22 protein-coding genes are annotated in these 24,865 nt (G+C 55.6%); 12 read left to right on the top strand and 10 right to left on the bottom strand.

Features of this window, described 5'->3' with window-relative positions:
- The first annotated feature begins 19 nt into the window (after positions 1 to 19).
- Entirely contained in the window at positions 20 to 670 is a 651-nt protein-coding gene (locus AC2T28_RS02915) for a carbonic anhydrase (protein WP_486747444.1), read from the top strand.
- Here AC2T28_RS02915 and AC2T28_RS02910 read toward each other — a convergent pair.
- Positions 657 to 1,811, bottom strand: coding sequence for a DUF3095 domain-containing protein (locus tag AC2T28_RS02910; protein WP_486747443.1), 1,155 nt, complete (start codon positions 1,809 to 1,811; stop codon positions 657 to 659). The two genes, AC2T28_RS02915 and AC2T28_RS02910, sit on opposite strands and share 14 nt — an antisense overlap.
- Before the next feature lie 222 nt (positions 1,812 to 2,033).
- Between AC2T28_RS02910 and AC2T28_RS02905 the strand changes: the two genes are divergently transcribed.
- The 4 genes from AC2T28_RS02905 (at position 2,034) to AC2T28_RS02890 (ending at position 6,337) form a co-directional block, all read left to right on the top strand.
- Positions 2,034 to 3,056 carry an aspartate-semialdehyde dehydrogenase gene (locus AC2T28_RS02905; protein WP_486747442.1) on the top strand — a complete coding sequence of 341 codons (1,023 nt, stop codon included), beginning with the start codon at positions 2,034 to 2,036 and terminating at the stop codon, positions 3,054 to 3,056.
- Between the two features lie 127 nt (positions 3,057 to 3,183).
- Entirely contained in the window at positions 3,184 to 3,519 is a 336-nt protein-coding gene (locus tag AC2T28_RS02900; protein WP_486747441.1) for a hypothetical protein, read from the top strand.
- A gap of 589 nt (positions 3,520 to 4,108) precedes the next feature.
- Positions 4,109 to 4,441, top strand: coding sequence for a hypothetical protein (locus AC2T28_RS02895; protein ID WP_486747440.1), 333 nt, complete (start codon positions 4,109 to 4,111; stop codon positions 4,439 to 4,441).
- 273 nt (positions 4,442 to 4,714) lie between these two features.
- On the top strand, positions 4,715 to 6,337 hold the full coding sequence (locus tag AC2T28_RS02890) for a DUF4139 domain-containing protein (protein ID WP_486747439.1): 1,623 nt from the start codon (positions 4,715 to 4,717) through the stop codon (positions 6,335 to 6,337).
- Between the two features lie 128 nt (positions 6,338 to 6,465).
- On the opposite strand, the gene AC2T28_RS02885 is transcribed toward AC2T28_RS02890, so the two are convergent.
- The 7 genes from AC2T28_RS02885 to AC2T28_RS02855 all read right to left on the bottom strand — a co-directional run bounded on the left by AC2T28_RS02885 (position 6,466) and on the right by AC2T28_RS02855 (position 13,343).
- Entirely contained in the window at positions 6,466 to 7,236 is a 771-nt protein-coding gene (locus AC2T28_RS02885) for an HpcH/HpaI aldolase family protein (RefSeq protein WP_486747438.1), read from the bottom strand.
- Positions 7,237 to 7,247: 11 nt separating this feature from the next.
- Positions 7,248 to 8,048 (bottom strand): 2-oxo-hept-4-ene-1,7-dioate hydratase, encoded by an 801-nt coding sequence (gene hpaH, locus AC2T28_RS02880; RefSeq protein ID WP_486747437.1) that lies wholly within the window; start codon positions 8,046 to 8,048, stop codon positions 7,248 to 7,250.
- Positions 8,045 to 8,902 (bottom strand): fumarylacetoacetate hydrolase family protein, encoded by an 858-nt coding sequence (locus AC2T28_RS02875; RefSeq protein WP_486747436.1) that lies wholly within the window; start codon positions 8,900 to 8,902, stop codon positions 8,045 to 8,047. The genes hpaH and AC2T28_RS02875 overlap by 4 nt, the downstream gene beginning before the upstream one ends.
- Entirely contained in the window at positions 8,902 to 10,314 is a 1,413-nt protein-coding gene (locus AC2T28_RS02870; RefSeq protein WP_486747435.1) for a pyridoxal phosphate-dependent decarboxylase family protein, read from the bottom strand. Before AC2T28_RS02870 ends, AC2T28_RS02875 begins: the two co-directional genes overlap by 1 nt.
- Positions 10,315 to 10,422: 108 nt before the next feature.
- A complete protein-coding gene (gene hpaD, locus AC2T28_RS02865) occupies positions 10,423 to 11,403 on the bottom strand; it encodes a 3,4-dihydroxyphenylacetate 2,3-dioxygenase (protein ID WP_486747434.1) in 981 nt (326 codons plus the stop codon).
- A gap of 36 nt (positions 11,404 to 11,439) precedes the next feature.
- Positions 11,440 to 12,951 carry a 5-carboxymethyl-2-hydroxymuconate semialdehyde dehydrogenase gene (gene hpaE / locus AC2T28_RS02860; RefSeq protein WP_486747433.1) on the bottom strand — a complete coding sequence of 504 codons (1,512 nt, stop codon included), beginning with the start codon at positions 12,949 to 12,951 and terminating at the stop codon, positions 11,440 to 11,442.
- An 11-nt stretch (positions 12,952 to 12,962) separates the two neighbouring features.
- The gene (locus AC2T28_RS02855; protein WP_486747432.1) at positions 12,963 to 13,343 is read right to left on the bottom strand and encodes a 5-carboxymethyl-2-hydroxymuconate Delta-isomerase; all 381 of its coding nucleotides are present in this window, start codon (positions 13,341 to 13,343) and stop codon (positions 12,963 to 12,965) included.
- Between the two features lie 113 nt (positions 13,344 to 13,456).
- Between AC2T28_RS02855 and hpaR the strand changes: the two genes are divergently transcribed.
- A complete protein-coding gene (gene hpaR, locus AC2T28_RS02850; RefSeq protein WP_486747431.1) occupies positions 13,457 to 13,891 on the top strand; it encodes a homoprotocatechuate degradation operon regulator HpaR in 435 nt (144 codons plus the stop codon).
- 3 nt (positions 13,892 to 13,894) lie between these two features.
- Here hpaR and AC2T28_RS02845 read toward each other — a convergent pair whose 3' ends face one another.
- Together AC2T28_RS02845 and AC2T28_RS02840 are read right to left on the bottom strand one after the other, a co-directional pair.
- Complete coding sequence (locus AC2T28_RS02845; protein WP_486747430.1) at positions 13,895 to 15,154, bottom strand: glycerate kinase type-2 family protein; 1,260 nt, start codon at positions 15,152 to 15,154, stop codon at positions 13,895 to 13,897.
- A gap of 110 nt (positions 15,155 to 15,264) precedes the next feature.
- Positions 15,265 to 16,800, bottom strand: coding sequence for an alkaline phosphatase family protein (locus AC2T28_RS02840; protein WP_486747429.1), 1,536 nt, complete (start codon positions 16,798 to 16,800; stop codon positions 15,265 to 15,267).
- 164 nt (positions 16,801 to 16,964) lie between these two features.
- Here AC2T28_RS02840 and AC2T28_RS02835 point away from each other — a divergent pair, with 164 nt between their 5' ends.
- The 6 genes from AC2T28_RS02835 to AC2T28_RS02810 all read left to right on the top strand — a co-directional run bounded on the left by AC2T28_RS02835 (position 16,965) and on the right by AC2T28_RS02810 (position 24,451).
- Positions 16,965 to 17,780: a DeoR/GlpR family DNA-binding transcription regulator gene (locus AC2T28_RS02835; RefSeq protein ID WP_486747428.1), complete on the top strand. Its 816-nt coding sequence runs from the start codon at positions 16,965 to 16,967 to the stop codon at positions 17,778 to 17,780.
- A gap of 46 nt (positions 17,781 to 17,826) precedes the next feature.
- On the top strand, positions 17,827 to 19,512 hold the full coding sequence (locus tag AC2T28_RS02830; RefSeq protein WP_486747427.1) for a Na/Pi cotransporter family protein: 1,686 nt from the start codon (positions 17,827 to 17,829) through the stop codon (positions 19,510 to 19,512).
- Positions 19,513 to 19,869: 357 nt separating this feature from the next.
- Entirely contained in the window at positions 19,870 to 20,994 is a 1,125-nt protein-coding gene (locus tag AC2T28_RS02825; protein ID WP_486747426.1) for an extracellular solute-binding protein, read from the top strand.
- Between the two features lie 147 nt (positions 20,995 to 21,141).
- Positions 21,142 to 22,254, top strand: a complete 1,113-nt coding sequence (locus tag AC2T28_RS02820; RefSeq protein ID WP_486747425.1) for an ABC transporter ATP-binding protein — start codon at positions 21,142 to 21,144, stop codon at positions 22,252 to 22,254.
- A 14-nt stretch (positions 22,255 to 22,268) separates the two neighbouring features.
- Positions 22,269 to 23,189, top strand: coding sequence for an ABC transporter permease (locus AC2T28_RS02815; RefSeq protein ID WP_486747424.1), 921 nt, complete (start codon positions 22,269 to 22,271; stop codon positions 23,187 to 23,189).
- Complete coding sequence (locus tag AC2T28_RS02810) at positions 23,186 to 24,451, top strand: ABC transporter permease (protein WP_486747423.1); 1,266 nt, start codon at positions 23,186 to 23,188, stop codon at positions 24,449 to 24,451. The genes AC2T28_RS02815 and AC2T28_RS02810 overlap by 4 nt, the downstream gene beginning before the upstream one ends.
- Positions 24,452 to 24,865 lie beyond the last annotated feature (414 nt).

The raw sequence follows: 24,865 nt of genomic DNA, 5'->3' as shown, positions 1-24,865 counted from the left end.
CAAACTCAGGGATCGACAAATGGATTTTGCCAAACCTCTGCCAAGTTATCTTGTGACACGTTATCACGGATGGAAGGCCACTTCTTACGAGGAAAATAAGGGCTGGTATCGCCGATTAGCCACCGAAGGACAGCGCCCACGCGCCATGGTTATCTCATGTTGCGACAGCCGCGTGCACGTCACTTCGATCTTTGGAGCCGACCAGGGCGAGTTCTTTATCCATAGAAATATCGCTAATTTGGTCCCACCTTTCCAACCCGATGGCGACCATCACGGCACCAGTGCCGCGATTGAATATGCGGTGACGGCACTTCAGGTCTCACATCTGATCGTTTTGGGCCATTCACAGTGTGGTGGTGTGCAGGGCTGCATCGACATGTGCAAAGGCGAAGCACCGCAGCTGGAAGAGAAAACCAGCTTTGTGGGTCGCTGGATGGACATATTGAAACCCAAGTTCGAAACCGTTGCGGATATCGAAGACCCAGAGCAGCAGGCGCGCCAGTTCGAACGCCAGTCGGTGGTTGCTTCTCTTGAGAACCTGATGACCTTCCCGTTTATCGAGGAACGGGTGAAGTCAGGCGAACTCAGTCTTCATGGGTTGTGGACCGATATCGGCGAAGGCGGTTTGGAATGCTTTGACCCTGAACAGAAATCATTCAGCCAGGTTTGACGTCAGTCAACTTGATCTGTGCGGCGGCGCGGGTATAGCCCCCCGCCGCACCATCGACAAAATGCACATGGTCATCCCGCGTTGCCGACGGCACAATACAGGTGACCATGGCTTCTTCCTGCTCATGCACCCCAAAACGGATATGGCCATCTTCCCTGGCCTGTTTCAACACGTCGACCAGTTGATCGCGCGTATGTGAATCGCAGTCGAGCGTCATCTTCAATCCATCATCAAACTTGCGGAAATCTGAGTTGACGCTCAGCATTGTGCGATAGTGGCCAGGATCAAATGACCCAAATCTGCGACCGCTCCAGAACATCAGCCCGGCCACCGCTGTGTTCAGCAACAACCGAAGAGTTCTTAGTATATGGGGCACTCTCCCCCGTGACATATGTGATTCAAGCGACAATCCTGGTGGCGGATACCCAAGTGGCGGACCTTTGGTTGGAACAGGATGGCCGCTCCGATCAAGCTGACGCGCCAATGTGAGCACCTCGGCCACGATCTTGGAAAATGTCGGGCTGCCTTTTTCCTGAACGGGCAGCATCACCAGCGACAAAATCGAACCATGCTGCGCCTTGATATTGCTCCACCGACAAGAAAGACCGGTCAAATCTGGGGGCGTGAAATGTTCGGCAGGCTGGATGGAAAAGACACCGGCCTTCATTTGCCGATCTGCCCAGCTTAACCCGCCACCATTAAACATCGCATAGTCCACCAAGTCTGAAACTGCATGGCGCGCCACGCTGACCTCCAATCCCTCGGCGTGAATTCTTGCAACAGGTAATAGGGCCGCGCGCAACTCGACATCAAACTCAGAAGATACCCAGCTGCGCAGGTTCGATAATACGTCACGACAGATGGCCTCTTCATCAGCGGGCACAGCAAAAGAGGCCCCATCGCCGCCAAACACATATGGAAAGACACGCCCAAGCATTGCGTTGGTCAATGCAGATATGACCGAAGCCCCGATCATATTAACAGTCTTGTATCGCCCGTCTGCGATCAGCCCGGTTGAGCTGACAATGTCGCAGCATCCAACCAGCCAGTCGCTTGGCAGTGGGGTGTAAGTCTTGGCTTGTGCAAGATCGAAAAACTGCGTTGCAAACGGCAGGTTCTTATAAAAGCTGTCTGTTGCCATGCCCAACCTTCGCTGCTCATCCAGCAACAGACAAGTTGATTTTGCGACCAGATCTATGGGCTCGCCATGGGACGCAATCACGGGATTGCACAGTTATTAGGCACAAAGTCACTTATCTGCACCTAGCCAAGGCCTTTGACGCTTCTGACCTTTCCGGCAGGGGTATTTCCCGATAAGGAATCGCAGCCGGTCATAGGACCGGTTTTTATTTGGAGAGATCATATGGGTTATCGCGTCGTAATCGTCGGCGCCACGGGCAACGTGGGCCGTGAAATGCTGAATATCCTGGCTGAGCGCCAGTTTCCAGTTGATGAACTTGCCGTTGTGGCAAGCAGAAGATCATTGGGAACTGAGGTCAGCTTTGGTGAGCGAACTTTGAAAACCCTGGACCTGGATACCTTTGATTTCACCGGTTGGGACATGGCTCTGTTCGCCGTAGGCTCCGACGCGACTAAACAGTACGCACCCAAGGCCGCGGCTGCAGGCTGTGTGGTGATCGATAACTCGTCGCTGTACCGCTATGATCCGGACGTTCCGTTGATCGTGCCCGAGGTGAACCCCGAGGCTGTTCACGGCTATGCCAAGAAGAATATCATCGCCAACCCCAACTGCTCGACCGCGCAGATGGTTGTGGCACTGAAGCCTCTGCATGACCGCGCCAAGATCAAACGAGTTGTTGTCTCGACTTACCAGTCGGTCTCCGGCTCGGGCAAAGATGCGATTGATGAGCTGTGGAACCAGACCAAGGGCGTATATGTCCCCGGTCAGGAAGTTGAACCCAAGGTCTACACTAAGCAGATCGCGTTCAACGTCATCCCGCACATCGATGTGTTCCTGGACGATGGCTCCACCAAAGAAGAGTGGAAGATGGTCGCTGAAACCAAGAAGATTGTTGACAAGGCGATTAAGGTCACAGCTACCTGTGTCCGCGTCCCAGTCTTTGTCGGCCACGCGGAATCCATCAACATCGAATTCGAAGATTTCCTGGATGAAGACGAGGCCCGCGACATCCTACGTGAGTCGCCAGGCATCATGGTGATCGATAAACGCGAAGATGGTGGCTATGTCACACCTCTGGAATGTGTTGGCGACTTTGCCACCTTCATCAGCCGTATCCGTCAGGACAGCACAATCGATAACGGTTTGAATCTATGGTGTGTTTCCGACAACCTGCGCAAAGGTGCTGCCCTGAATGCAGTGCAGATTGCTGAACTTTTGGGACGTGAAGTTCTCAAGAAGGGCTAAGCCGACCTATCCTTTTGGACAAGGGGCACCTCGAAAGAGGGGCCCCTTGGTCTTTTGCACGAATGGTAAAGGTGCATATTTGAGGCTAATTTAAAGTTACAGGTAATTAGTTTCGGAGGAACACGTTATGTTCGCCAAGCATAGCATAGAACAGGAACTACAAGACGTAACATTCAAGCAATCCGCATGGGCCAGTGCAAAAACAACAAAAAAAGAGCTGGACACCGAAATGGCAGTATCGCTGCGGAGCTACCTATATGAAGAGTTTATCAAGGCTCGGAGTTGGTTTGACTTGCGTCGTCGTCTAAAAGGCAAGGGCTTCTATTTGAAGCAAGGCGAAACAAGCGTCCGTCTAAGAGACGCTTACAGCAACGTAGACATCTGCTCCTGCCGTTTTCTGGGCTTCCCTTCAAAACAGCTCAATTCCAAGTTCGTGACATTACGTGAGGCGGTCGCGGCTTAACCCCCTAAAAATCGACAATAACAATAACAAGAAGTAGTAGATCGGCGTAATACGGGACAGTTGAATACCACAAAGACCGGCCACAAGAGCAATAACAATAGGTTCGGTATTCATGCAATCAAAGACACAAGGAAGCTTTCGGGTTGCTTTCTTGTGTTTTTTCTTTTGGGGGCCATGCGTGTAAGTCGTACTGGACAGCGGTGCGGACAAAAAGCCCCCCTTTGCAAGGTACACACCAACAGCCGTATTGCTGAGATAAGAACGAGATAAATAATATTTCTGACAACTCTATTTCATCAACCTGTATCAAAAACTCTCGATGACATAGTCACACAAAGCAAACCGCAGTGGATGGAACTCTGGGCCGCTTCGCGGTGTTTCCTCTTGGTCAGGGTGTTTGTGAAGGAAGATCACTAAAATTGTTATGAAAATCCGGTGGTTTACGCCTAAAGACACATCCCAGACTATCCTTTAGGTCAGCGCTATCTTCCAAAGAGGGGCACCATCGCCCTTTGCACGTATCGACCGCTGGTAGTCTTTCACGCTAAATTAATATGCATAGAGACACACTATAACGAAGGAGACGGTCATGTTTGCCAAGCATAGCATAAAACAAGAAATTCAAGACGTTACCTTCAAGCAATCTGCCTGGGCTAGCGCTCGTGCCACCAATCGTTGGGACAGTGAAATGGGCATTTCGCTACGGATGTATCTCTATGAAGAATTCGCCAAGGCATGCAGCTGGTTTGACTTGCGTCGTCGCCTGAAAAGCAAGGGTTTCTATCTCAAGCAGGTTGATAATCGCGTCCGTCTAAGAGACGCCTACAGCAACGTAGATATCTGCTCTTGCCGCTATCTCGGATTTCCTTCAGCCGAACTTACCTCCAAATTCGAAGAGATCCGGGGCACAAAGACAGCCTAAAGAGTTTCAAAACCGGCAGACCAAAATAGACCGGTACGAAAACAAACAAAAATCGGGACAGTCAAAAACTGAACAGACCAACAAAACAATCGCAGGCCAATAATAAAAACAAGAGCAGGCGGTCAGGTTCAGATGAACAAGCCCAGGGGAGCTTTCGGGTTGCTTCCTTGGGTTTTTTCTTGTCTGGGACAAGGCGTTACGGCCCGCCCTTACAAGACTTGATTTAAAGTCATGACCTTGCAAGGTTAGCCTCAGAATTTATTGAGGTTTTCCATGCGTTTTTCACTTTCCCTATTGGTAGCCCTATCCGCCACTGCAGCCTGGGCCGATACCATCCCCGTTCCCAGCGCAGTGACCACAGTCACCATGTATCCCGACAGTGCAGCCATCACCCGGACCGCTGCATTTCAGATCCCGGCGGGTAAACATCGACTGGTTATCCAAAGCGTGCCAGATACCGCCGAACTCGAAACCCTGCGCATTGATCTGACAGGAGCCCGCCAGATCGGCACGGTGTTCCGAGATGAATATGCGCTTCCGCAAAAGATTGGCGATCCAAGGGTCGCGGAGGCGGAGGCGCGTGTTGAGGAGATCGAACATCGCATGCAGGCGGTCAGGGACGACGCCACACGTGCCGGTCTCAAAGGAGAGGCCGCCGAGGTCTCGATCGGATTTCTGCAACAGCTAGGCGAAAACGAAGGGTTGGCCCAGGCAGGTCCCGATACCTTGCGTGACATTGCTCAGATGATCTCTGCCGAGGCCGAATCCGCCGGGCAGGCTGTCCTGGACGCCGAGATTGAAGCCCGTCAAATTGAGCGCCAACTGCTTGCTCTGGAAGAGGAGCTTGCCGCAGCTGAACAAATGCTGGAAGCCATCGACCTGGAAACCGAAGATCGTTTGTATATCGCGGTCGAGGTCGAGGCAGATGAGGCCAGCGATGGAGAAATCGTTCTGAACTATCTTGATGGTGGCGAGAGTTTTTGGGCTCCGGTTTATGACTTTAGGTTGGAAACCGGCGATGCTCCGCAGCTGACAATCGAGAGAGCGGCCTATTTGCAGCAGGAAACTGGCGAAAACTGGACCGATGTCACTCTGGTTTTGTCGACGGTGGAGCCAATCGGACAGATCGAGCCTAGCAAGCTGCACACACGCCAGCGCCGAATCGAGGAGCCGCAGCCAGAGCCTCCACAATCTGAAATGGGGGCATATTCCGAACCTGTAATGGAAGCTCCGGTCATTGTAGAAGGGTCGGTATCCCGGTGGTCTTCCGATTCTGACGGTCCCGGCGTGACCTATGTGTATGGGGAACTAGTATCAATTGCGTCGGGTGCGGATATCATGCGTTTGGAACTGGATGTGCTCAGCGAACCGGGTGAGATCACCGCCCGAGCCGTTCCAATGCGTGACGAAGCCGCTTACCGCGTTGTTGAATTTACCAACTCAACCGCCGAAGAGCTTCTTTCAGTAGAATATGCGGCGCGTTATATTGATGGCGTCTTCATCGGAGAGCGGAGTTTCGAAGGTCTCGCCGCAGGCGAAGAGGGTGAAATCGGATTTGGTCCCATCGACGGCCTGAAAATCCGCCGCGATGTTTTGGGGCAGAACGAGGGTGGCCGCGGTATCATCTCGCGCAGCAACGAGCAGGTGCAACAGGTTGAGATTGAAATCGAAAACCTGACCGATCAGACTTGGCCGCTGCAAATTCGTGATCGCGTGCCCTATACCGAGCAGGAAGATCTGGAAATCACCTGGTCCGCCACGCCGCACCCATCCGAGGAAAACCTGGACAAACGTCGTGGTATTCTGGCCTGGGATTTGGACATGGAGCCGGGTGAGACCCGCAAGATCAGCCTAGAAACCACCCTCAGCTGGCCCGAGGGCATGGAGCTGCGGTGACGGCGACCAAAGCTGGAAATACCGTGCCCGGCCAATAAGCCGGGCGCGCCTGGCCTTCCCCCCGGGAAGGCGCTTCGCACCTCCCCAAGGTCAGTCGCTAACCTTGAAGCAACTCAGACCTCGTGGCCCTATTGGGCTTGCCACCGCGAAGCCAGCGCCCGCGCGCCCTGCGCCAGTATCAGCACATCAATCCCAACTGCCAGAAACTGAGCATCCATGTCGGCATAGCCCTGAATGGCGTCTTCTCCGATGCCCAGCACGCCGGGCGCTTTGCCTGCTGCCTTGATCCGGCTCAGCGCGTCTTTGATCACCGCCTGCACTTCGGGATGGGCCGAATTGCCCTGAAACCCCATGTCGGTCGACAGGTCCGCCGGGCCGATAAACACACCGTCCACGCTCTCGACCTCTAAAATTTCATCCAGCGCCGCAATGCCCGCTCGATTTTCCACCTGCAACAACACGCAAATCTCCTGATCTGCGGTTTTCACATAGTCACTGACCGACCCAAACATCGTGGCTCGCGCAGCCGTTGCGCCAACCCCGCGGGTGCCATGTGGCGGATACTGGCAGGCCCGCACAATGTCGCGTGCCTGTTCAGCACTTTCCACCATCGGAATCAAAACCGTCTGCGCCCCAGCGTCCAGTGCCTGCTTGATAATCCAAGTCTCGCCCACTGGCACCCGCACCACCGGATGGCTATCGGATGCCGCAAGTGCCACCAGCTGATCGCGGATCGAACGGATGTCATTTGGCCCGTGCTCGCCATCAATTACCAACCAGTCAAACCCGGCCGTGCCCATCACCTCGGCGGTAGCGGCCTCGGCAAAGCTCATCCAGCAACCAATCTGGCGCTGACCGGACGCAAGCGCCTGTTTAAACGTGTTTTTCGGAGCAGCCATAAGAAACCCTTTCAGGCAAAAGCAATATCAACAGACCCAAATGGGCCAAAATCGGCGGAGATTTCACTGCCCGGTGGGCACTCGATGGGGCGAATAAACGACCCGGACAAAACGATATCTCCGGCCTCGATCTGTTGTCCATAGCTCGCCATCCGCCGCGCCAGCCACAAGACGGATGTCACCGGATCATTCAGCACCCCAGCCCCCAACCCGGTTTCCTCAACCGTACCATCTCGGCTGACAATCGCGCCAACCCAACGAAGGTCATGGGAATCCACGGCGTGACGTTCCGCGCCTAGCACAATCCCCGCATTGGCCGCATTGTCACTGATGGTATCGGTGATAATCCGCGCCTTGCCAGTGGCGGCGTCTGCGCGCTGGATGCGGGTGTCTAAAATCTCCAACGAGGGCACAACCCACTCGGTTGCCTCCAAAACATCCGCGCGCGTGCAGTGCTCTCCAGCCAGCGGGGCCTTCATGAGGAACGCAATCTCGGCCTCGATCCGCGGTTGAATAAACCGCCCCGCGGGCACGGTTGCGCCGTTTTCAAACAGCATATCATCCAGCAACACGCCGCTGTCTGGCGTGTCGATTTTCAGCGTATCCTGCATTGCCCGGCTGGTCAGTCCGATCTTCCAACCAATCTTGCGCCGTCCCTCAGCCAGTTTGCGCGCAATCAATGCCTTTTGCACCGCATAGGCATCATCCAGCGTCATCCCCGGATAGCGCAGTGACAGCAGCCCGCATTGCTGCCCCGAGACTTCGGCCTGAAACAGGGCCTCAGCCGCCTCGCTGTGTTGGTCCGGAGTCATGCCTCGTCCTTTACCGTGTTCATCAGCTTGCCAATGCCTTCGGCCTCTACCTCGATCACGTCACCGGGCTTCAGGAACCGAGGCGGATCAAACCGCGCACCGGCCCCAGTGGGGGTTCCAGTCACGATCACATCGCCGGGTTTGAGGGTGCAAAAGGTCGAGATATATTCGATTTGACGGCGGATCGGGAACAGCATCCGGCTGGTGCGATCATCCTGACGCAGCTCGCCATTCACATGAGTCGTCAACCGGATGTCATCCAACTGTGCGGGCGCGGTAAAGGGCACCAAATGTGGTCCCATCGCCCCCGATTGATCCCAGTTTTTTCCCTGTGTCACGTTGAACTTAGCGTGCCGCACCCAGTCGCGCAGAGTGCCTTCGTTGCACAGGGTAATCGCGGAGATATGGTCATAGGCATCCGCCTGCGAAATCCGCCGCCCGCCTTTGCCAATCACAATGGCAATCTCGCCTTCGTAATCCAATTGCGGCGTTTCCGGCGGTCGGATCAGTGGCTGCTCGGCTCCGCTAAACGAGCCGGGAAAGCGGATGAACAGCGACATGTTGGGCGGGGCCTCTTGCCCGTCCTTGTACTCGGCATTGCGGGCGGGGAAATTGACACCCACACAGATGATTTTCTCGGGCGCGGGGATCGGGATCTGATACTGAAAACTGCCGCTGGCATGGGTCACATCGCGCCCCTGCGCCGCAACCGCCAGTAGGTGCAGCCCATCCGCCTCGATCACCTCACGCAATGTGGGCCAGTTGGGGAAATCTGGCGACAGGGCAATCATGCCCTCGTCCGCTACCGCGCCGTAGAAACTCTGCCCATCAACGGAATAGGTCGCAAAACGCATCAGTTTAGCCCCCGTGCAATCTCGGTGATGACATCATAGGCCATCATCACATCTTCTTCGGTTGCCTCAAAATGACCCGCCTGGAAACGAATGGCCAACACACCATCAACACGAGTCTGGGTCAGGTAAATGCGCCCGTCGTCATTGATGGCAGTGACCAGCCGCAGGTTCAGATCATCCAGATCCGTCGCGCCCTCGGGCGCATAGCGAAACGTCCATAGCGACCACATAGGCTTGGTGACGATCTCAAAACCCGGAACAGCACCCAGCTTGTCGTGTAACGCTCGCGACCAGGTCACATGATTGCGGATGCGGCTGCGCAGCCCCTCCAGCCCATAGGCCCGGATCAGGAACCACAGTTTCAGCGCCCGGAACCGACGACCCAGCGGCACCGACCATTCCGAATAATTGACAATCCCATCCTTGCCGTGGGTCTTTAGATACTCTGGGCTGATCGCCAGCGTGCGCGTTAGATCCTCGGGTGAGCGAACAAAATGCACCGATCCATCAAACTGCCCGCCAATCCATTTGTAAGGATTAAAGACGATCGAGTCTGCCTCTTCTGCACCCGCCCACATGGGTTGGAATTCGGGGCATATCATCGCGTTACCGGCCCAGGCCGCATCGACATGCAGATAGAGATCATTTCGTTTGGCGATTGCACTCACGGCGGCGATGTCGTCGGTTGCGCCTGTGCCAGTGCCACCAACACAGGCGACAATTCCGGCCGGAATCATGCCATTCGCCTTATCCGCAACAATTGCGGCTTCTAGCGCAGCGGGGTCCATGGCGCGGTTTTCACCAATGATCGGGATGCGAACCAAATTGGCCTCGCCGATGCCAGATATCCAGATCGCCCGATCAATCGAGGTGTGAACTTCGCGCGACGCATAGACCCGCAGCGGTTTCTGCCCCGGCAGCCCTTCGCTGTTGCCCCGCCATTTCAACGCGCGCTCTCGCATTGTCAGAACCGCGGCAAGCGTTGCGCCGCTGGCGCTGTCTTGGATGACGCCTGAGAATGCATCGGGAAGCCCCATTGCCTGACGCAACCAATCCAGCACCCGGGTTTCCAGCTCGGTTGCCGCGGGTGAGGTCTGCCACAACATGCATTGCGCCGACAGGTTGGCGATCATGTATTCGGCCAGCACCGATGCGGGCGTTGCATTGGTCGGGAAGTAGGCAAAGAACCGGGGGTGCTGCCAATGGGTCATGCCCGGCATCACGATCTGTTCAAAGTCTTTGAACACGTCTTCCATGTCTTCCGGAGACTCGGGCGCGGATGCAGGCAAGGCGTTCAGCACATCACCCGGCTGCGATTGCGCCCGCACCGGCCGATCGCGGATTGTACCGTGATACTCTTCTGCCCAATCTGCGGCACGACGGCCCCATTCGGAAAATTCATCCCACTTCAATTTCTCTTCCTTCCGTTTGTGCCAAAGGCACGGACAGCGCCCGGACCGACCCCAAGGGGAGGGCGCTTTACACCCACCCCTCGGTCCGGGCTCTGTCCTTGTGTTTCGCTAAGGTGCAATAATCGGCTGCGCTTTCAAAGCACTCTCAACCACATCTGCGCCTTCAAATGCTGATCCTTCCTCAAACCAACTGCGTGGCGCAGCGGCGCCCCACAATGTCTGGCGCTGCGGATCGGTCAACGACCACTTGATCGGCTCCAGGTCCGGGTCACAGGTCTGATAATCCGAGCAGTAAATCTCGATCCGGTGCCCATCAGGGTCGCGGACATAGAGGAAGAAGGCGTTAGAAATTCCATGCCGCCCTGGCCCACGCTCGATATTATCGACATAACCGGTGGTCGACATCAGATCCAGCAAGTCGATGATATTCAATGGGTTCGGTACCCAAAACGCGGTGTGATGCAGCCGCGGACCCAACCCATTGGTAAAGGCCACATCATGCACGCCGCCCTTGCGATGCATCCAGGCGGCCCAGGTTTTGCCACTCTCGTCATCTGCGGTGTATTCGGTCACCCGGAACCCGATATCGCCATAAAACGCAACCGAGGCATCCACATCGGCGCTGAACATGTTGAAGTGATCAATGCGCAGCGGCTTCACCCCATTGTACAGCTTGTACTTCTGATGAATGGGCTCCAACCGCTCCATTTTGACATAGAACTCCAGCGGAATGCCCCAAGGATCCCGCGTGCGCAGGCAGCGCCCCATATGCGGGCGATCGACCCATTCCACTGGCAAGTCTCGTGAGGCAAAGAAGTCTGCTGCCTTGTCCAAGTCCGGCTCATCATAGAGCTTGAACCCCAGTACGCCGACCTCGGCCTTATCCGCCTGCACCAGCACAATGCAGTGATGGCCGCGTTCTTCCATTGCACGCAGGTAGATGCGCTGGTCGTCTTCATGGGTGACCTGCAGTCCCAGCGTATCGACATAAAACGCCCGCGAGGCGGCAAGGTTGGTGACCCGGTATTCAACATGGGAAAGCCGTACGATGTTGAATGGTGGGTAGAGGTTAGGGGCGGGAATAGGCATTAAAGTCTCCTCCGAAGGCGCGTTTCCGGGAAAGGTTCAGGCGCCAAGGCGCGGGATGTTGTGGTGGCCAAGGGCAAAACCAATGTGCTTTTGCTCCATGTAGAAATCAAAGCTCCAGTCGCCGCCGTCACGGCCTATTCCGCTGGCTTTGACGCCGCCAAATGGGGTTGGAAGGTGGCGCACGTTTTCCGAGTTCACCCAGATCATGCCGGCCTCCAGATGATTGGTGAACCGCAGCGCGCGGGTTAGGTCATTGGTCCAGACATAGCCGGTCAGCCCGTATTGGGTGTCATTGGCCATCTCCAAGGCTTCTTCTTCGGTTTCAAAAGTGATCTCCGTCAGCACCGGACCAAAGATCTCTTCCTGCGCAATGCGCATCTTGTTGTTGGCATTGGTGAACAGGGTGGGGCGCACGAAATAGCCTTCGTCGCCTAACCGCTCACCTCCCGCCGCGATGGTGGCCCCGTCTTGTTTGGCGATCTCAAAGTAAGACGTCACCTTGTCAAAATGTTCCTGCGCAATCAGCGGGCCGACCTCGGTCTGGGGATCCAGCGGGTGGCCAACACGGATGTTATTGACTCGCTCAACCAGTTTGCCCTGAAATTCCTCGGCAATGGTGTCCTGCACCAGCAGCCGTGATGACGATGTGCAGCGTTCGCCGTTGATTGAGTAGATCATGAAGATCACCGCATCCAATGCCCGGTCCAGATCAGCGTCATCAAACACCACCACCGGGTTTTTACCGCCCAGCTCCAGGTGCATCCGTTTCAGGGTATCCGCACCCTGTTTGGTGATCAGCGATCCAGTCCGGCTTTCGCCGACAAAGGCAATCGCCTTGATCGCCGGATGCTCGGTCAGCCGTTTGCCGGCGTCCTCACCATACCCATTCACCAGATTCCACACGCCAGCGGGTAACCCAGCGTCGTGTGCGATTTCGGCCAGAATACGGGCGGTTAGCGGGCTGAACTCGGCGGGTTTGTGTACCACGGTGCAGCCTGATGCCAGCGCCGGGGCAATCTTCCAGGTCGACAACATGAACGGTGTGTTCCACGGGGTAATCACCCCAACCGGGCCAATCGGAACCTGTGTTGTAACGTTCATCAATGTGGGCGATTGCAGGTTCTTGCCGTCCCGCGCAGCTGTCACCTGATCAGCGAAATAGCGAAAGTTCTCGGCCCCGCGCAGGGCAGCTTTGGACATGAACCGTAGCGCCTGCCCTGTGTCCCAGCATTCGCAAAACGCAATCTCTTCGGCACGTTCAACAATCAGGCCGGCAATGCGATGCAGGATCTTCTTGCGTTCCAGCGCGGGCATGTCGCGCCAGGCTGGAAAGGCATCTTTGGCGGCCTGCGCCGCGGCATCGATATCTGCAACACCACCGCGGGCTACCGAACAGATCACGCTTTCATCCGTTGGAGATATGGTCTCAAAACACTCACCCGAAGCTGCGGGCAGAGTTTCACCAGCAATCAGGTTTTGAATACCCGTCTGGCGAAATCGCTCCAGATAGGTGTTGAGCTTGTCTATGTTGTTGTTCAAATCAGTCATCAGATCTCAATCTATGTCAGATGGTCACGAATGGTGCCGCATTTTGGCGAAAGTTCAGGATCGATGTCGCGCATCTCGAGGGATAGCGCGACAGAGCGCGTTTGCATCGTTGGTTCCAAAAAAGACTGCGCAGCCGCGAATATCTGGGCCGTAGCCTGTTTCCGGGTCTCGATGTCGCGCCCGGCTCGCAGACGCACCGAGATATCAATGTAACCATGATCCGGGTTACCATCGGCAATTGAAACATGATTGGCGGCTATGGCACGCACCCGTATTCCGGCCAGCGGAAAGGTGCCCGTTTCGATGGCGACATGGCGTAAGCGGTCGCAAAGACTGGCAAAGTCCACATGTGGCTCTAAGTTGGCAGAGTAGTCCAGTGTGATATGTGGCATGCTGTGTATTCCATTAATTGCTTAACATGTGTAGTAATTTTCTGATTGGAAGTCAAGATCGGAAAGATCAGCGCAGCAATTGCCTTTGTGGCCCTGTAAGGTGATAATTAGCCATGACAAAAACTATGCCAACCACCAATCGCTCGTTGCCAATTGCGTTGCTGCGCGCCCGTGAGCGGGTGATGGGGCCAATTCGCACACTGCTCAGCGATGTTGATCTGACTGAACAGCAGTGGCGTGTCTTGCGTGTGGTGCAAGAGCGTGGGGCGATTGACCCGACCCAGATTGCCGAGCATGCCTGTTTGTTGTTACCCAGCCTGACACGGATCCTGCAAAAGCTGGAAGACAAGCAAATGATCAGCCGCGAGCAGGATCAAAGGGATCGTCGTCGGCAGGTGATCACGATCACCGCAATAGGCGAGGCGCTGATCTCGGATAATCTAGAGGCAAGTCTGGCGTTGGCAGCTGATACGCGATCTAAAATGGGCGAGGATCGTTACGAGGCCTTGTTGGATCTGCTGAACGAGCTGGACCGGATTGATCTGTAGCCCCTAGTTTGGAAGCCGCAAAAAAGCCTGCACATCTGCCACGTTGGTCCCGGTGCCTCCGGTGACCAAAAGCGCATCCGCTGCGCCAAGTGCGGCATTGCTGTCATTATTGGCAAGCAGCGCATCCGGATCCAGTCCAGTCCGGTGGATGCTCTCCCAGGTGTTGCCAGTCACAATCCCGCCAGCCGCATCCGTGGGCCCATCACGACCATCGGTGCCGCCGGACAGAAACAGCCAATCACCTGTCAGCTGCGCGGCCCCAAGTTTGGCGACCCTCAGGGCCAGTTCCTGATTGCGACCGCCGCGTCCGGTGCCTTGTATTTGTACCGTGGTTTCGCCACCAAAGATCAATGCAACAGGGCGATCAGTGGGGGCCAATTGGGCGGCGGTGATGATGGCCTGGGCTGCATCTTCTACATCTCCAGTCAGCTGGTCGCTGACCACCTGTGCGTCCCAATCGTTTGCAGCCTCCAGCATCGTTTGCAAGCTGTGGCGGTTGCTGCCGATCAGGGCGTTGGTGGCTGTGGGCAGCGCGATTGAGTTAGCCTCAAGCGCGCTCAGGTGGGTTTTTACCGTCTCGGGGGCGGCCTCCCAAATCCCAGCATTTTGCATCATGCCTTTGGCCTCGGCGCGGGTGCCAATCGGCGATACGCTGGGCCCCGAGGCAATGGCGCGCAGGTCGTCGCCAATAACATCCGACAGGATAAAGGCCGTGACTGGCGCCGGGGCCGCATGGCGCAGCAAACCGCCGCCCTTTAGGGCCGACAGCTGCTGGCGGATCAGGTTCATCTGGTTGATGTTCATCCCAGAGGACAGCAGCAGTTTGTTCACTGCGACCTTGTCATTCAGCGTCAATCCGGGTGCGGGGGCTGCCATCAAGGCCGATCCACCGCCTGAGATCAGCGCGATGACACGGTCCTTGTTGGTGGTGGTTGCCAGCAGATCGATCACCGCTTGTCCCGCAGCAGCGCTGCCATTGCCGGGAACGGGGTGGTCCCCACAGATCGTGGTGGCCCCCGCAATTTCGCACAGGTTTTCCGGGTTGGTAATGGAAAGGGCGACACGTGGTTCGGGTATCAGCTCCAGCGCTTGGCGCATCATCGGCGACGCAGCCTTGCCGATAGCGATGATGATGTTGCGCCCGCCTTGCTGCAAGTCAGGCAAAGATGCCTTTGACAGGGCATCCCTTAGAGCAGCGGCAGGGTCCGCGCGTTTGACTGCGGCAGAAAACAAGGAAAGCGCAGTGGCGCGAAGGTCGGTCATAAAGGCCCCGTCAAAAAATGTACCCAAGCCTGATGCTCGCACAAACGATGCCCTTGTGCCTGAAAGTGTTGGGCGGCGTCAATCACCAGGATTGGGTATGCCTGCCCGTGTCAGGAGTGCCGTTTCCGCATCTTGGGACCGTCGGTTGTGATCGAGTGTAGCGATAGCGTGTGGTCTGCATTCTGCATCCGGTGGCGCAACATCTGGCGCAGCAGACGCATCATGTCTTGCTGATATTCGGGTCTGTCCGCGACGTTTTCAAACTCGCCTGCGTTCTGGTGGTCAAACAGCATCGGCGGCAGGTCGGCGGCGAACTCCACTAGCGTGAACCTCTCATCGCGCAGGATACCAAGAGATGAGTTGCTGGCATTGGTGCCGAGCGCTTGCTCCCAAAGGGTGGGGGTCTCGGGATCGGAAAAGTCCAGTTCTGAAAAGGAATAGTGCCGCCAATCGGATGGGATTTCACCGCGCAGCAAGGGCAGCAGTGACTGACCATCCATCGCATTGGGGATCTCTTGCCCAACCCAATCCAGAATGGTTGGGGCAAGATCAATCGACTCGGTAATTTCAGTCACCACAGCCCCGGCGCGGTCCTTGTTCCCGGGCTGCCGGACGATCAGCGGCGTGTGATAGGCCGCATCATAGACCGAGAACTTGCTCCAGCTATGGCGATCGCCCAGCATCTCACCATGATCTGCTGAGATCACCACCAGCGTGTTATCTTCTTGCCCGCTGTCTTTCAGGAATTGCAACACCCGGCCAATATGGGCATCCACTTCGGTTGCGAGGCCTAGATAGATGGAGCGCAGGGTTTGGGTGGTTTCATCCGAATCCTCAAGGTCAGGGAATCCCATAACACAGTCCGAAGGTTTGTAGGTCTGCTGTGTTGGGCCAAAGAAGGGGTGCACCGCCGCCTCGGCCTCGGCACTGGTGAGGCGCGCGGGCAGGGGTAAGACTGACGGATCATACATGTCATTATAGGGCGCTGGGGCCACCAGCGGTGGATGTGGGCGGATATAGGTCAGATGGGCAAACCAGCTTTGCTCGCCGTAAGCCGGCATGGTGGCCAGAAACTGATCGGTCAGAAACGCGGTGTCACTATGTTCGGCACGATACATCGCCGGGTCGTTCAGTTTAGGCGCGCCACCGGTGGGTGAGACAGGTTTGTAGACATCGGCATAGCTGTCAAAATGATAGCCATTGTTCAGCAGATGTGAGCGCCACGGATAAGACATCTCCAGCCGCATCTCGAGCATCTCGTGAAATCCGTTCATCGGGTACTCATAAGTGCGCACTGCTGGATCATTGGGGTGATAGGCGCGGGGGTCTTGCGAGCTGTCGGTATAGCCAAACAGCATCGGCAAATATCCGGCCTTGCGCATCTCGGTGGCGATGTTGGGTGTGTCGTGCCGCATCGGGGTGCCATTTCGCACCGAGCGGTGGTTCATTGCGTATTGCCCGGTCAGCAGCGAGGCGCGCGACGGGCCGCAGGGGTTCACCACAGTATAGTTACGTTCAAACGTGACCGCGTCTTTCATAAAGGCGCGCAGGTTTGGCAGCTCCACGTGGTCAGCCAGCGCGCCAAACAGGCAATCCGCCCGCATTTGATCAATCAGAATGAACAAAACGTTCTTGGCATCAGACATGGCGCACCTCTTTCACCGCTCTGGTGTTAGATAAACGCGGAAATCAAACGGTGAAAGGTCTGTTTGCGTCAATTTTCAGCCCTAGTTGACCGAATTTGCGGGTTTTTGAGGGTCTTGTCTTGCTTGATGTGGGTTTTTGTGTAGTTTTGGGGCATCTGTTGACCATGAAAGAGCCGCCTTTGTCTGGCACACAATCCCTTTCCCACCGCGAGCTTGAACTGCTCGGCGCGCTGCGTCGGCTGGGTGGATCTGCCCGCAGTGCCGAGCTGGCCAAAACGCTGGACGTGTCCGAGGAAACCGTGCGGCGAACGATCAAGGCCTTGTCCAAGGCTGGTGTTGTATTGCGTGTGCACGGCGGTGCCCATCTGGTGGGGGCGCAAAGTGAGCCGAGCTTCTATCACCGGTTTGGGCAGGATTCGGCAGAAAAACAGAGGATCGCCGCGCGTGTCGCCAAAGTGATCCGAGATGGGATAACGGTGTTTCTGGATGTCGGATCCACCACCGCCTATGTGGCGGAAGCGCTGCGGCAGAAATCAAACCTGACCGTTGTGACCAACTCGATCGGTGTGGCGCAGGCGCTGGCCAATCATAATGGCAATCGCGTGCATCTGTTGGGGGGCGAAATGCAAAGCAATCAACGCGGCACCTTTGGCTTTGTGGCCGAGCAACAGGCCCGGCGGTTTGTCTTTGATGTGGCTATTCTGTCGGCAGATGCGCTGACGGCCAAACACGGCGTGCTGTATCAGATCGCGCCCGAAGCGCAGCTGGCCGCTGTGGTTTCAGGCTGTGCTGAATGCACGGTGCTGGCTTTGGCGCATACCAAGTTCGATGAAACCGCACCGCATCGTGGGCCAGAGCTTGGCAGTTTGAATCTGGTTATCAGCGACAAGGCTCCGGGTAAGAAGCTAACCGCCGCGCTGGCGGCTAGGGATGTTGGCATAGAAGTTGCCAAAGACAAAAGTGGTGACGCAGACAAATAACGCGGATGGGTGACAGGCCGCAAACCGCGAACGAGTGGAACAAGAAATGGCGATTGTAAGTTTTTTGATGAGTTTGGCAGGGGCAACCATGTTGCTGTTGTTTGCAGTGCGGATGGTGCGAACGGGCATTGAACGCAGCTATGGTGCCTCGTTTCAGCGGGTGCTGACCGGGCAGCGTAGCGTCACACAGGCGAGCATGGTGGGGCTGGTTCTGGCCATCGTATTGCAAAGCTCGGCCGCTGTTGCGCTGCTGACCTCGGGTTTTGCGGCCAGCGGGTTGCTGAGCTTTCCAACCGGGCTGGCGATTGTGCTGGGCGGCGATCTGGGGTCGGCGCTGATTATTCAGATCCTGTCGTTCAAACTGGATTGGTTGGTGCCGCTGTTGCTGGCAGTAGGCGGCTATATGTTCGTCAAGGTCGAGGCCCGCAAAGCCCGCCAGATGGGGCGGATCCTGATGGGTGTGGCCTTTATTCTGATTTCGCTGCGGTTCTTGCGCGAGGCAATGGACCCGATTCGTGACAGTGCGTTTTTGCCAGCTATCGCGGAATATCTGGCACGCGATTATGTAACGGCGTTTCTTGTCGGCGCCGCGCTGGCCTTTGTCATGCATTCATCCGTGGCGGCGATTCTGATGTGCGTGACCCTGGTGCAGATCGATGCCATCCCCTTTGCGGCCGGCTTGTCACTGGTGCTGGGGGCTAACTTCGGCTCGGCCTTTATTCCGGTTTGGCTTAGTCGCGGCATGACATTGTCGGCGCGGCGCATTCCCTTTGCCAATATGATCCTGCGTGGGTCTTGGGCTGTTGTGGCACTGTTTGCTGTCAACATAGCCCTGCGTTCGGGCGTGCTGGGCAATCCGCAAGGCGGACAAATGCTTGTGTATGCACATCTTATCTTTAACGCCTCGCTCTTGGTGCTGGCCCTGCCGGTATGTTTCTGGTTCCAGGGCGTGATGGAGCGCCTGATGCCTGACGCTGCTGTGAAAGAGGAGGCTGAAGTTGCAACTGGACGTCCGGCAAGTGCGCTGGATCTGGCCAATGTCGGCCCTCCGGCTCAGGCGCTGTCTAGTCTAAAGCGCGAGTTGTTGCGGATGTCGGGGCTGGTTGATTCAATGTTTCGCCCAGTGCTTTCCTTGTACGAAAGCGGCGACAAAGAACAGATCAAAGCGGTTCAAGAGTTGGATCATGACGTCAACGACTGCCTGTCGGGCATCCGTTCGTTTGTGGCCGCGATCCCGCCCGAAGAGTTTGGTAAAGCTAATGCCAAAACAGCCCGGGACATGGTTGAATACGCCATTCGGCTGGAAACGGCAGGGGATGTGGTGGCCAAACGGCTAACGGTTCTGGCTGGTGAAATGCGCAAGAAAGAGGCTGGCTTCTCCAAGGAGGGCTGGTTGGAACTGACGCGTATGCACGAGAGCATCATGGCCAATCTAAGCCTAGCCTCGAATGTGCTGATTTCCGACGATTTGGAAAGCGCGCGACTGCTGAGCCTGGAAAAAACCGAGCTCAAGCGGGCCGAACGGGATAGCCGCAAGCGCCATCTAAAGCGATTGCAGAATGGCGCCACTGATAGTTTTGAAACCTCGGACATACATCTGGAAACCCTTCGGGCGCTGCGCGAGTTTAATAGCCATATTGCAGCTGTTGCTTACCCTGTTCTGTACAAGAATGGGCAGCTCTTAGAGACTCGGTTGATCGAGGAAATGCAACGGGAACAGGTTGAAACTTGAATGCCGTTACATCTGCTGGACGCTAATTAATGCATCAATTACAACAATGTGCAGGAGAAATTGTAGCACTTTGTGGGGGTGACGTGATTGTTAGTTGTCATACGGCTTTTACAACGTTGACGTATGGCCTTTGGTAAGCGCACACTGCAATTGTAACTACTTTGTCGCGGACTCGTTATAGGCAGTATGCCGGTGGGCGTCGCGACAACTGGACCGATTTGAACAATGAAATTCCGAGTCTGGTCTTATCAATTATTGAAACTGTCACTGTAGGAGACCTCCAACCATCCGCAAAACTGTTTGCTCATAAAAGCAAGAAAAAAACTAAAACAATCTTCCAACGGGGAAAAAACGATAATGACTACTAAATCATCAGTAACCCGCCGCTCGCTGCTGAAAACAGCAGGCGCAGCAGCACTGGCAGCTCCGCTTTATTCCAAGAGCGCATTGGCCTCTTCGGGTGAAATCAACATCCTGATGTGGTCGGACTATCTGCCGCCAAAATTCCTGGCAGACTTTGAAGGCGCAACTGGCATCAAGGTGAACTACACCGGTATCGGTTCGAACGAAGAAATCATCAACAAGATGAAGGCCACCAAAGGCCAGGGCTTCGACATCGTATCGCCAACCAACAACCGTTCGCTGCAGTGGGGCCCACTGGAGCTGCTTCAGCCGTTTGATCTGAACAAGGTCAACATGGACGCTGTGAACCCATCGATGGCCAAAATCGGCACCGATGCATGGAATTTTGGCGACGCAGGCGCACATTGGCTGCCGCACATCTGGGGTACCGAAGGTATCGCATACCGCACAGACAAATGGCTGCCAGCTGGTGATGCACCATCTTATGGCGACGTTTGGTCGGAAGAAAACGCTGGCAAGACCATGGGTCGCGCGCACTCGATGATGCTGGGTGCTGGCCTGTACATGGAAGCTTCGGGTCAAATGGATGCCGGTTCTGTCTGGGCTGCATACAACGACGAAGACACCATGCGCAAAGTCTGGGGTCAGATCGCTGACTGGTGTGTTGAGCGTAAGTCGCGCATCAAGCTGATCTGGAACGACGCTGATACTCAGAAAAACGGTCTTCTGAACGAAGGTGTTGTTGTTGGCCAGACTTGGGATGGTCCACCACTGGCACTGAAATCTGCTGGTGAGCCTGTTCACTACCAGGCACCTGTCGAAGGTGCGATGGCTTGGGTTGACGGCATGTCCATGCCTGTTGGCGCCAAAAACATCGAGCAGATCTACGCCTTTATCGACTTTGCTTATGGCAAAGAAGCAGCTGGTGTTGCGATTGATAGCCACGGCTACAACTCGCCAGTTCTGGGAGCGGATACCTTCTCGGGTGACGTTTACAAAAAGAACTTCGCCGAAGCCTATCCTGGCAGCAGCTTGGCCAATCTGAACCCATGGCCTGCTGAAGCTCCATGGTATGCAGACGTACGGACCGAGTTCGTCAACAAGTTCAAGAGCGCCTAAGCTTTTGAATCTGTGGCCCCCTCTGTCTGGAGGGGGCCATTTTCGCGCCTATGGCGCAAATATCAAAAATGTAAAACTGGATGCAGCCTGAGAGAGCCGGTGGAAAACCATCGGGCTTGTGCTGTGCTGCACCGAGGGGGAAGCCACATGAGTGCTGGGGTTGGCGTAAATCTTGAAAATCTCTGGATCCGATTTGGAGATTTTGTCGCGGTTCGCGACGCAAACGTGAATATTAATGGGGGCGATTTCTTTTCGTTCCTAGGGCCGTCGGGTTGCGGTAAAACAACCATTCTAAGAGCCGTGTCCGGCTTTCTTGAGCCCAGCGAAGGCAATGTGCTGATCGGTGGCAACAACATGAAGGGCATTGGCCCAAACAAACGCCCCACTGCGCTGATCTTTCAGAACTTGGCGTTGTTCCCTTTGATGAAGGTTTGGGAAAACATCACCTTCTCGATGGAAATCAAGGGTGCCTCGGCCAAGGAACGCCGCAAGCGTGCGGACGAGCTGCTGGATATGATTGCTCTGTCCGGTCAGGGCGATAAGCTACCGTCGGAACTGTCGGGTGGTCAAAAGCAGCGAGTTGCGATTGCACGTGCGCTGTGCGCCGAGCCTGATGTGCTGCTGCTGGATGAGCCGCTGTCAGCGCTCGACCTTAAACTGCGCCAACACATGCGGTCTGAATTGCGCGAAATTCAGAAACGAGTTGGCATTACCTTTATCTACATCACCCACGATCAGGGCGAAGCCCTGACCATGTCGGACAACGTTGCAGTGATGCGCGCTGGTGTGATTGATCAGATTGGCGATGGCAAAACCATCTACAACGATCCAAACACTGCGTTTGCGGCTTCGTTTGTTGGCGAAAACAACGTTTTCCGCGGCACCGTCAAAAAGGTCATTGGCAACGAAGTCATGATCAACACCAACCGGTCCGGTGATCTGATGGCGCGTATTTCGTCCAGCAATGTGGGCAAGATGAAAGAGGGCGATGATGCGATGTTGTTCATCCGTCCCGAAGCTTTCTCGCTGGCGCCGCTTGGCACCCAGGGTGATCACTTTGTGACTGCTGGCGTTACCAAAGAAGAGTTCGAAGGCAATGTCTTTAACATCTTCATGGAAGGCGAAGGCGGCAAGGAAATGAAGGTTTCACTGCCCAACCTTGGTCAGTCGTTTGAAAGCCACAAGGGTGAACCAATGACCCTGGAGTATGATGTTCATAACGCTGTAGCACTGCCTGCCGGCGTGCTGGCAACGGAATAGGGGGGCTTGAACAGATGCCCCGTTTCCTAAGGGAATACTTTAACCGCAACGGCGTTGGGCTAGGCTCGATCATGTTGGGCTTGGTCCTGTTCTGGACCATTGGCCTGATCATCCTGCCCCAGTTGTCGATGCTCGACTTTTCATTCCGGCCGAACCTGCCGCCGCCTGAGATCGGTGGTCCAAAGGATCTGTATACGCTGGAGAACTACAAGTACCTGATTTTTGGCCCCGAAGGTGGCAGTCAGGACTATAACGCGGTCGATCTGAAGGTGTTTTACCGCACGCTGATTGCAGCGGTTCTTGTGACCCTGTTCAATCTGATGCTGTGTTATCCGATCGCCTACTATCTGGCGCAGACCAACGGAAATCACATCCGCATTCTGGCACTGATGTTGATCATCCCCTACTGGATCAACGAAATTCTGCGGGCCTTTGCTTTGCGGATTATCTTTGGCGAAAGTGGTGTGCTGAATAACCTGTTGGTGGGCGCGGGAGTGTTTGACACGCCGTTCGACTTTATCCGCAACGACATCGCGCTGTATGCGGGTCTGGGCTATGCCTATATCCTGCTGATGATCTTCCCGATCTACAACGTGATCGAAAGCCTGGATCGTAACCAGATCGAGGCGGCACGAGACATGGGCGCCAGCTGGACCCGTATTCATCGTCGGGTGGTTATTCCCTATGCCAAGCCGGGGATCAGCTCGGGTTGTACCATGGTGTTCATGCTATCAGCCGGTGCGCTGGCTGCGCCACAAATTCTGGGCGGCCCAAGCAGCCTGTGGTTTACGCAGCTGATTTACCAGCAATTCAATGACAACAGCGACTGGCCACAGGGCGCTGCCTATGCGGTTGTTCTGCTTGTCACCTGTATCTTGCTGGTTCTGGCATTGATGCGCGTGTTCAAGGTGAACATGGGGGATATCGGCAAATGAAGAACTTCTCCTTTATGCGCCTAAGCATCTGGTTCTACCTGGTGATCTTCTTCGCCTATTTGCTGGGACCTCTGGTGATCATGTCGATCACTGCCTTCAACTCGCCCAGCTTTCCGCGGGCGGCTCCATGGGAATGTCTAACCTTTGAATGGTTCTCGGCGCTGTTTCAGGACGAACGTATCCTGAACGGGATCTGGAACTCGATCCTGGTTGGTCTTGGTACTGTAACACTGTCGGTGGCGATGGGTTTGGCTGGGGCGCTAATGCTGACCCAGATCTGGCCCAAGCTACGAGCGACCTATTACACCATCATCATTGCGCCCATCTTGGTGCCCGGTGTGGTAATTGGTATCTCGACCCTGGTGTTCTGGGATCGCGTCAACCGTATGCTGGGCCTGGATGCTGATAGCTTCCTGAGCAGTGGTTTGTTCTTGACCATCATCGGCCAGTCCACCTTTATTGCCAGCTACTGCATGCTGGTGCTGGTGGCGCGTCTGCAGCGGTATGACAATGCCCTGACCGAAGCCGCGCTGGACTTGGGGGCAAGCCATGCGCAGACCTTCCGCAAGGTTCTGCTGCCGTTCATGCGTCCAGCGATTGCTTCGGCTGCGGTGTTGGCGTTCTTGGCTTCGTTCGAGAACTATAACACCACCACGTTTACTTTTGGCGAATACCCAACTCTGACCATCGAGCTGGCACAAAAGGTACGCTATGGCATCACCCCGGCGATTTCGGCCTTGGCCTTTATCATCGTGTTGCTGACCGTGTTTGCAGCCCTGTTCAACGAGGCAAAGATCCGCCGCAATGAACTGGTCGCTGCAGCGCGCAAAACCGCCACAGTGGAAGAACTGGAAACTGGCAAGCTTCGCCTGCCTGGTTTCCTGAGCTCCAATGTTGCGGCGGTGTTGCTGGTGGTTGTTGCCATGGCGACAATTGCGGTTGTAGGCACAGCGACGGTCTATAGCCCGGCGCAGTGTATTGCGGACGTGAAAGAGCAGAAGAAGCTGGAAACAGACCTGCGTATTCAGGAACTGCTTCAGCGTCGTGCCGAAGAAGCCGCCCGCAAGGCAGCTGAAGAAGGCGCGCAATCGGATCAGGCTCCTGCCACCGATACAACGCCGGCGCCGTCCAACGACTCTGGCTTTGGCAATGTCTTCGATCCAGGATCCTTGCAAGACGGGGGAACCGAGACACCTGAAGAAGAGCCAGATAACTCTGGGTCTGGTAGTGTCTTTGATCCCGGAAATCTGCAAAGCAACTAAAACATCAGGGGCGGCCTTAGGGCCGCCTCTCTGCATTCCGGGCATACGGAAACCCCAGCTGGGGGTGCTCCCCGCCGGTTTTGATCTTTCCAATACTGTTTGTCGTCTGTGCAGTGATAAGAGAGGCGGTACCGCCAAAGCGGATGCGGACGGGGATCAAACCCCGCGTGCTAAACGTTGTCTCTGCGCGCCCCGATGGTGATGGGACCCTGTTCCAAGTGCTGGGGTTGATAGGCCCAGCGGTATTCGCGAATGGCTGCACCCTGCCAAAATTGTTCTGATAAGTCGTAACCAGACCGTACGCTGGGTACGCAACACCCTGGGGTGTGGCTGGGTTAGAATGAGTATTTTTGGGCAAATATAAGCAGGGGGAAGGGGTTTGGCGCAGAGCGAAACTTTAAAGATTGCAGGTCA

This window comes from Parasedimentitalea nitratireducens (genome assembly GCF_057444295.1).
The sequence above is the reverse complement of the archived record's forward strand: the minus strand, read 5'-3'. Positions and strand labels throughout refer to the sequence as shown.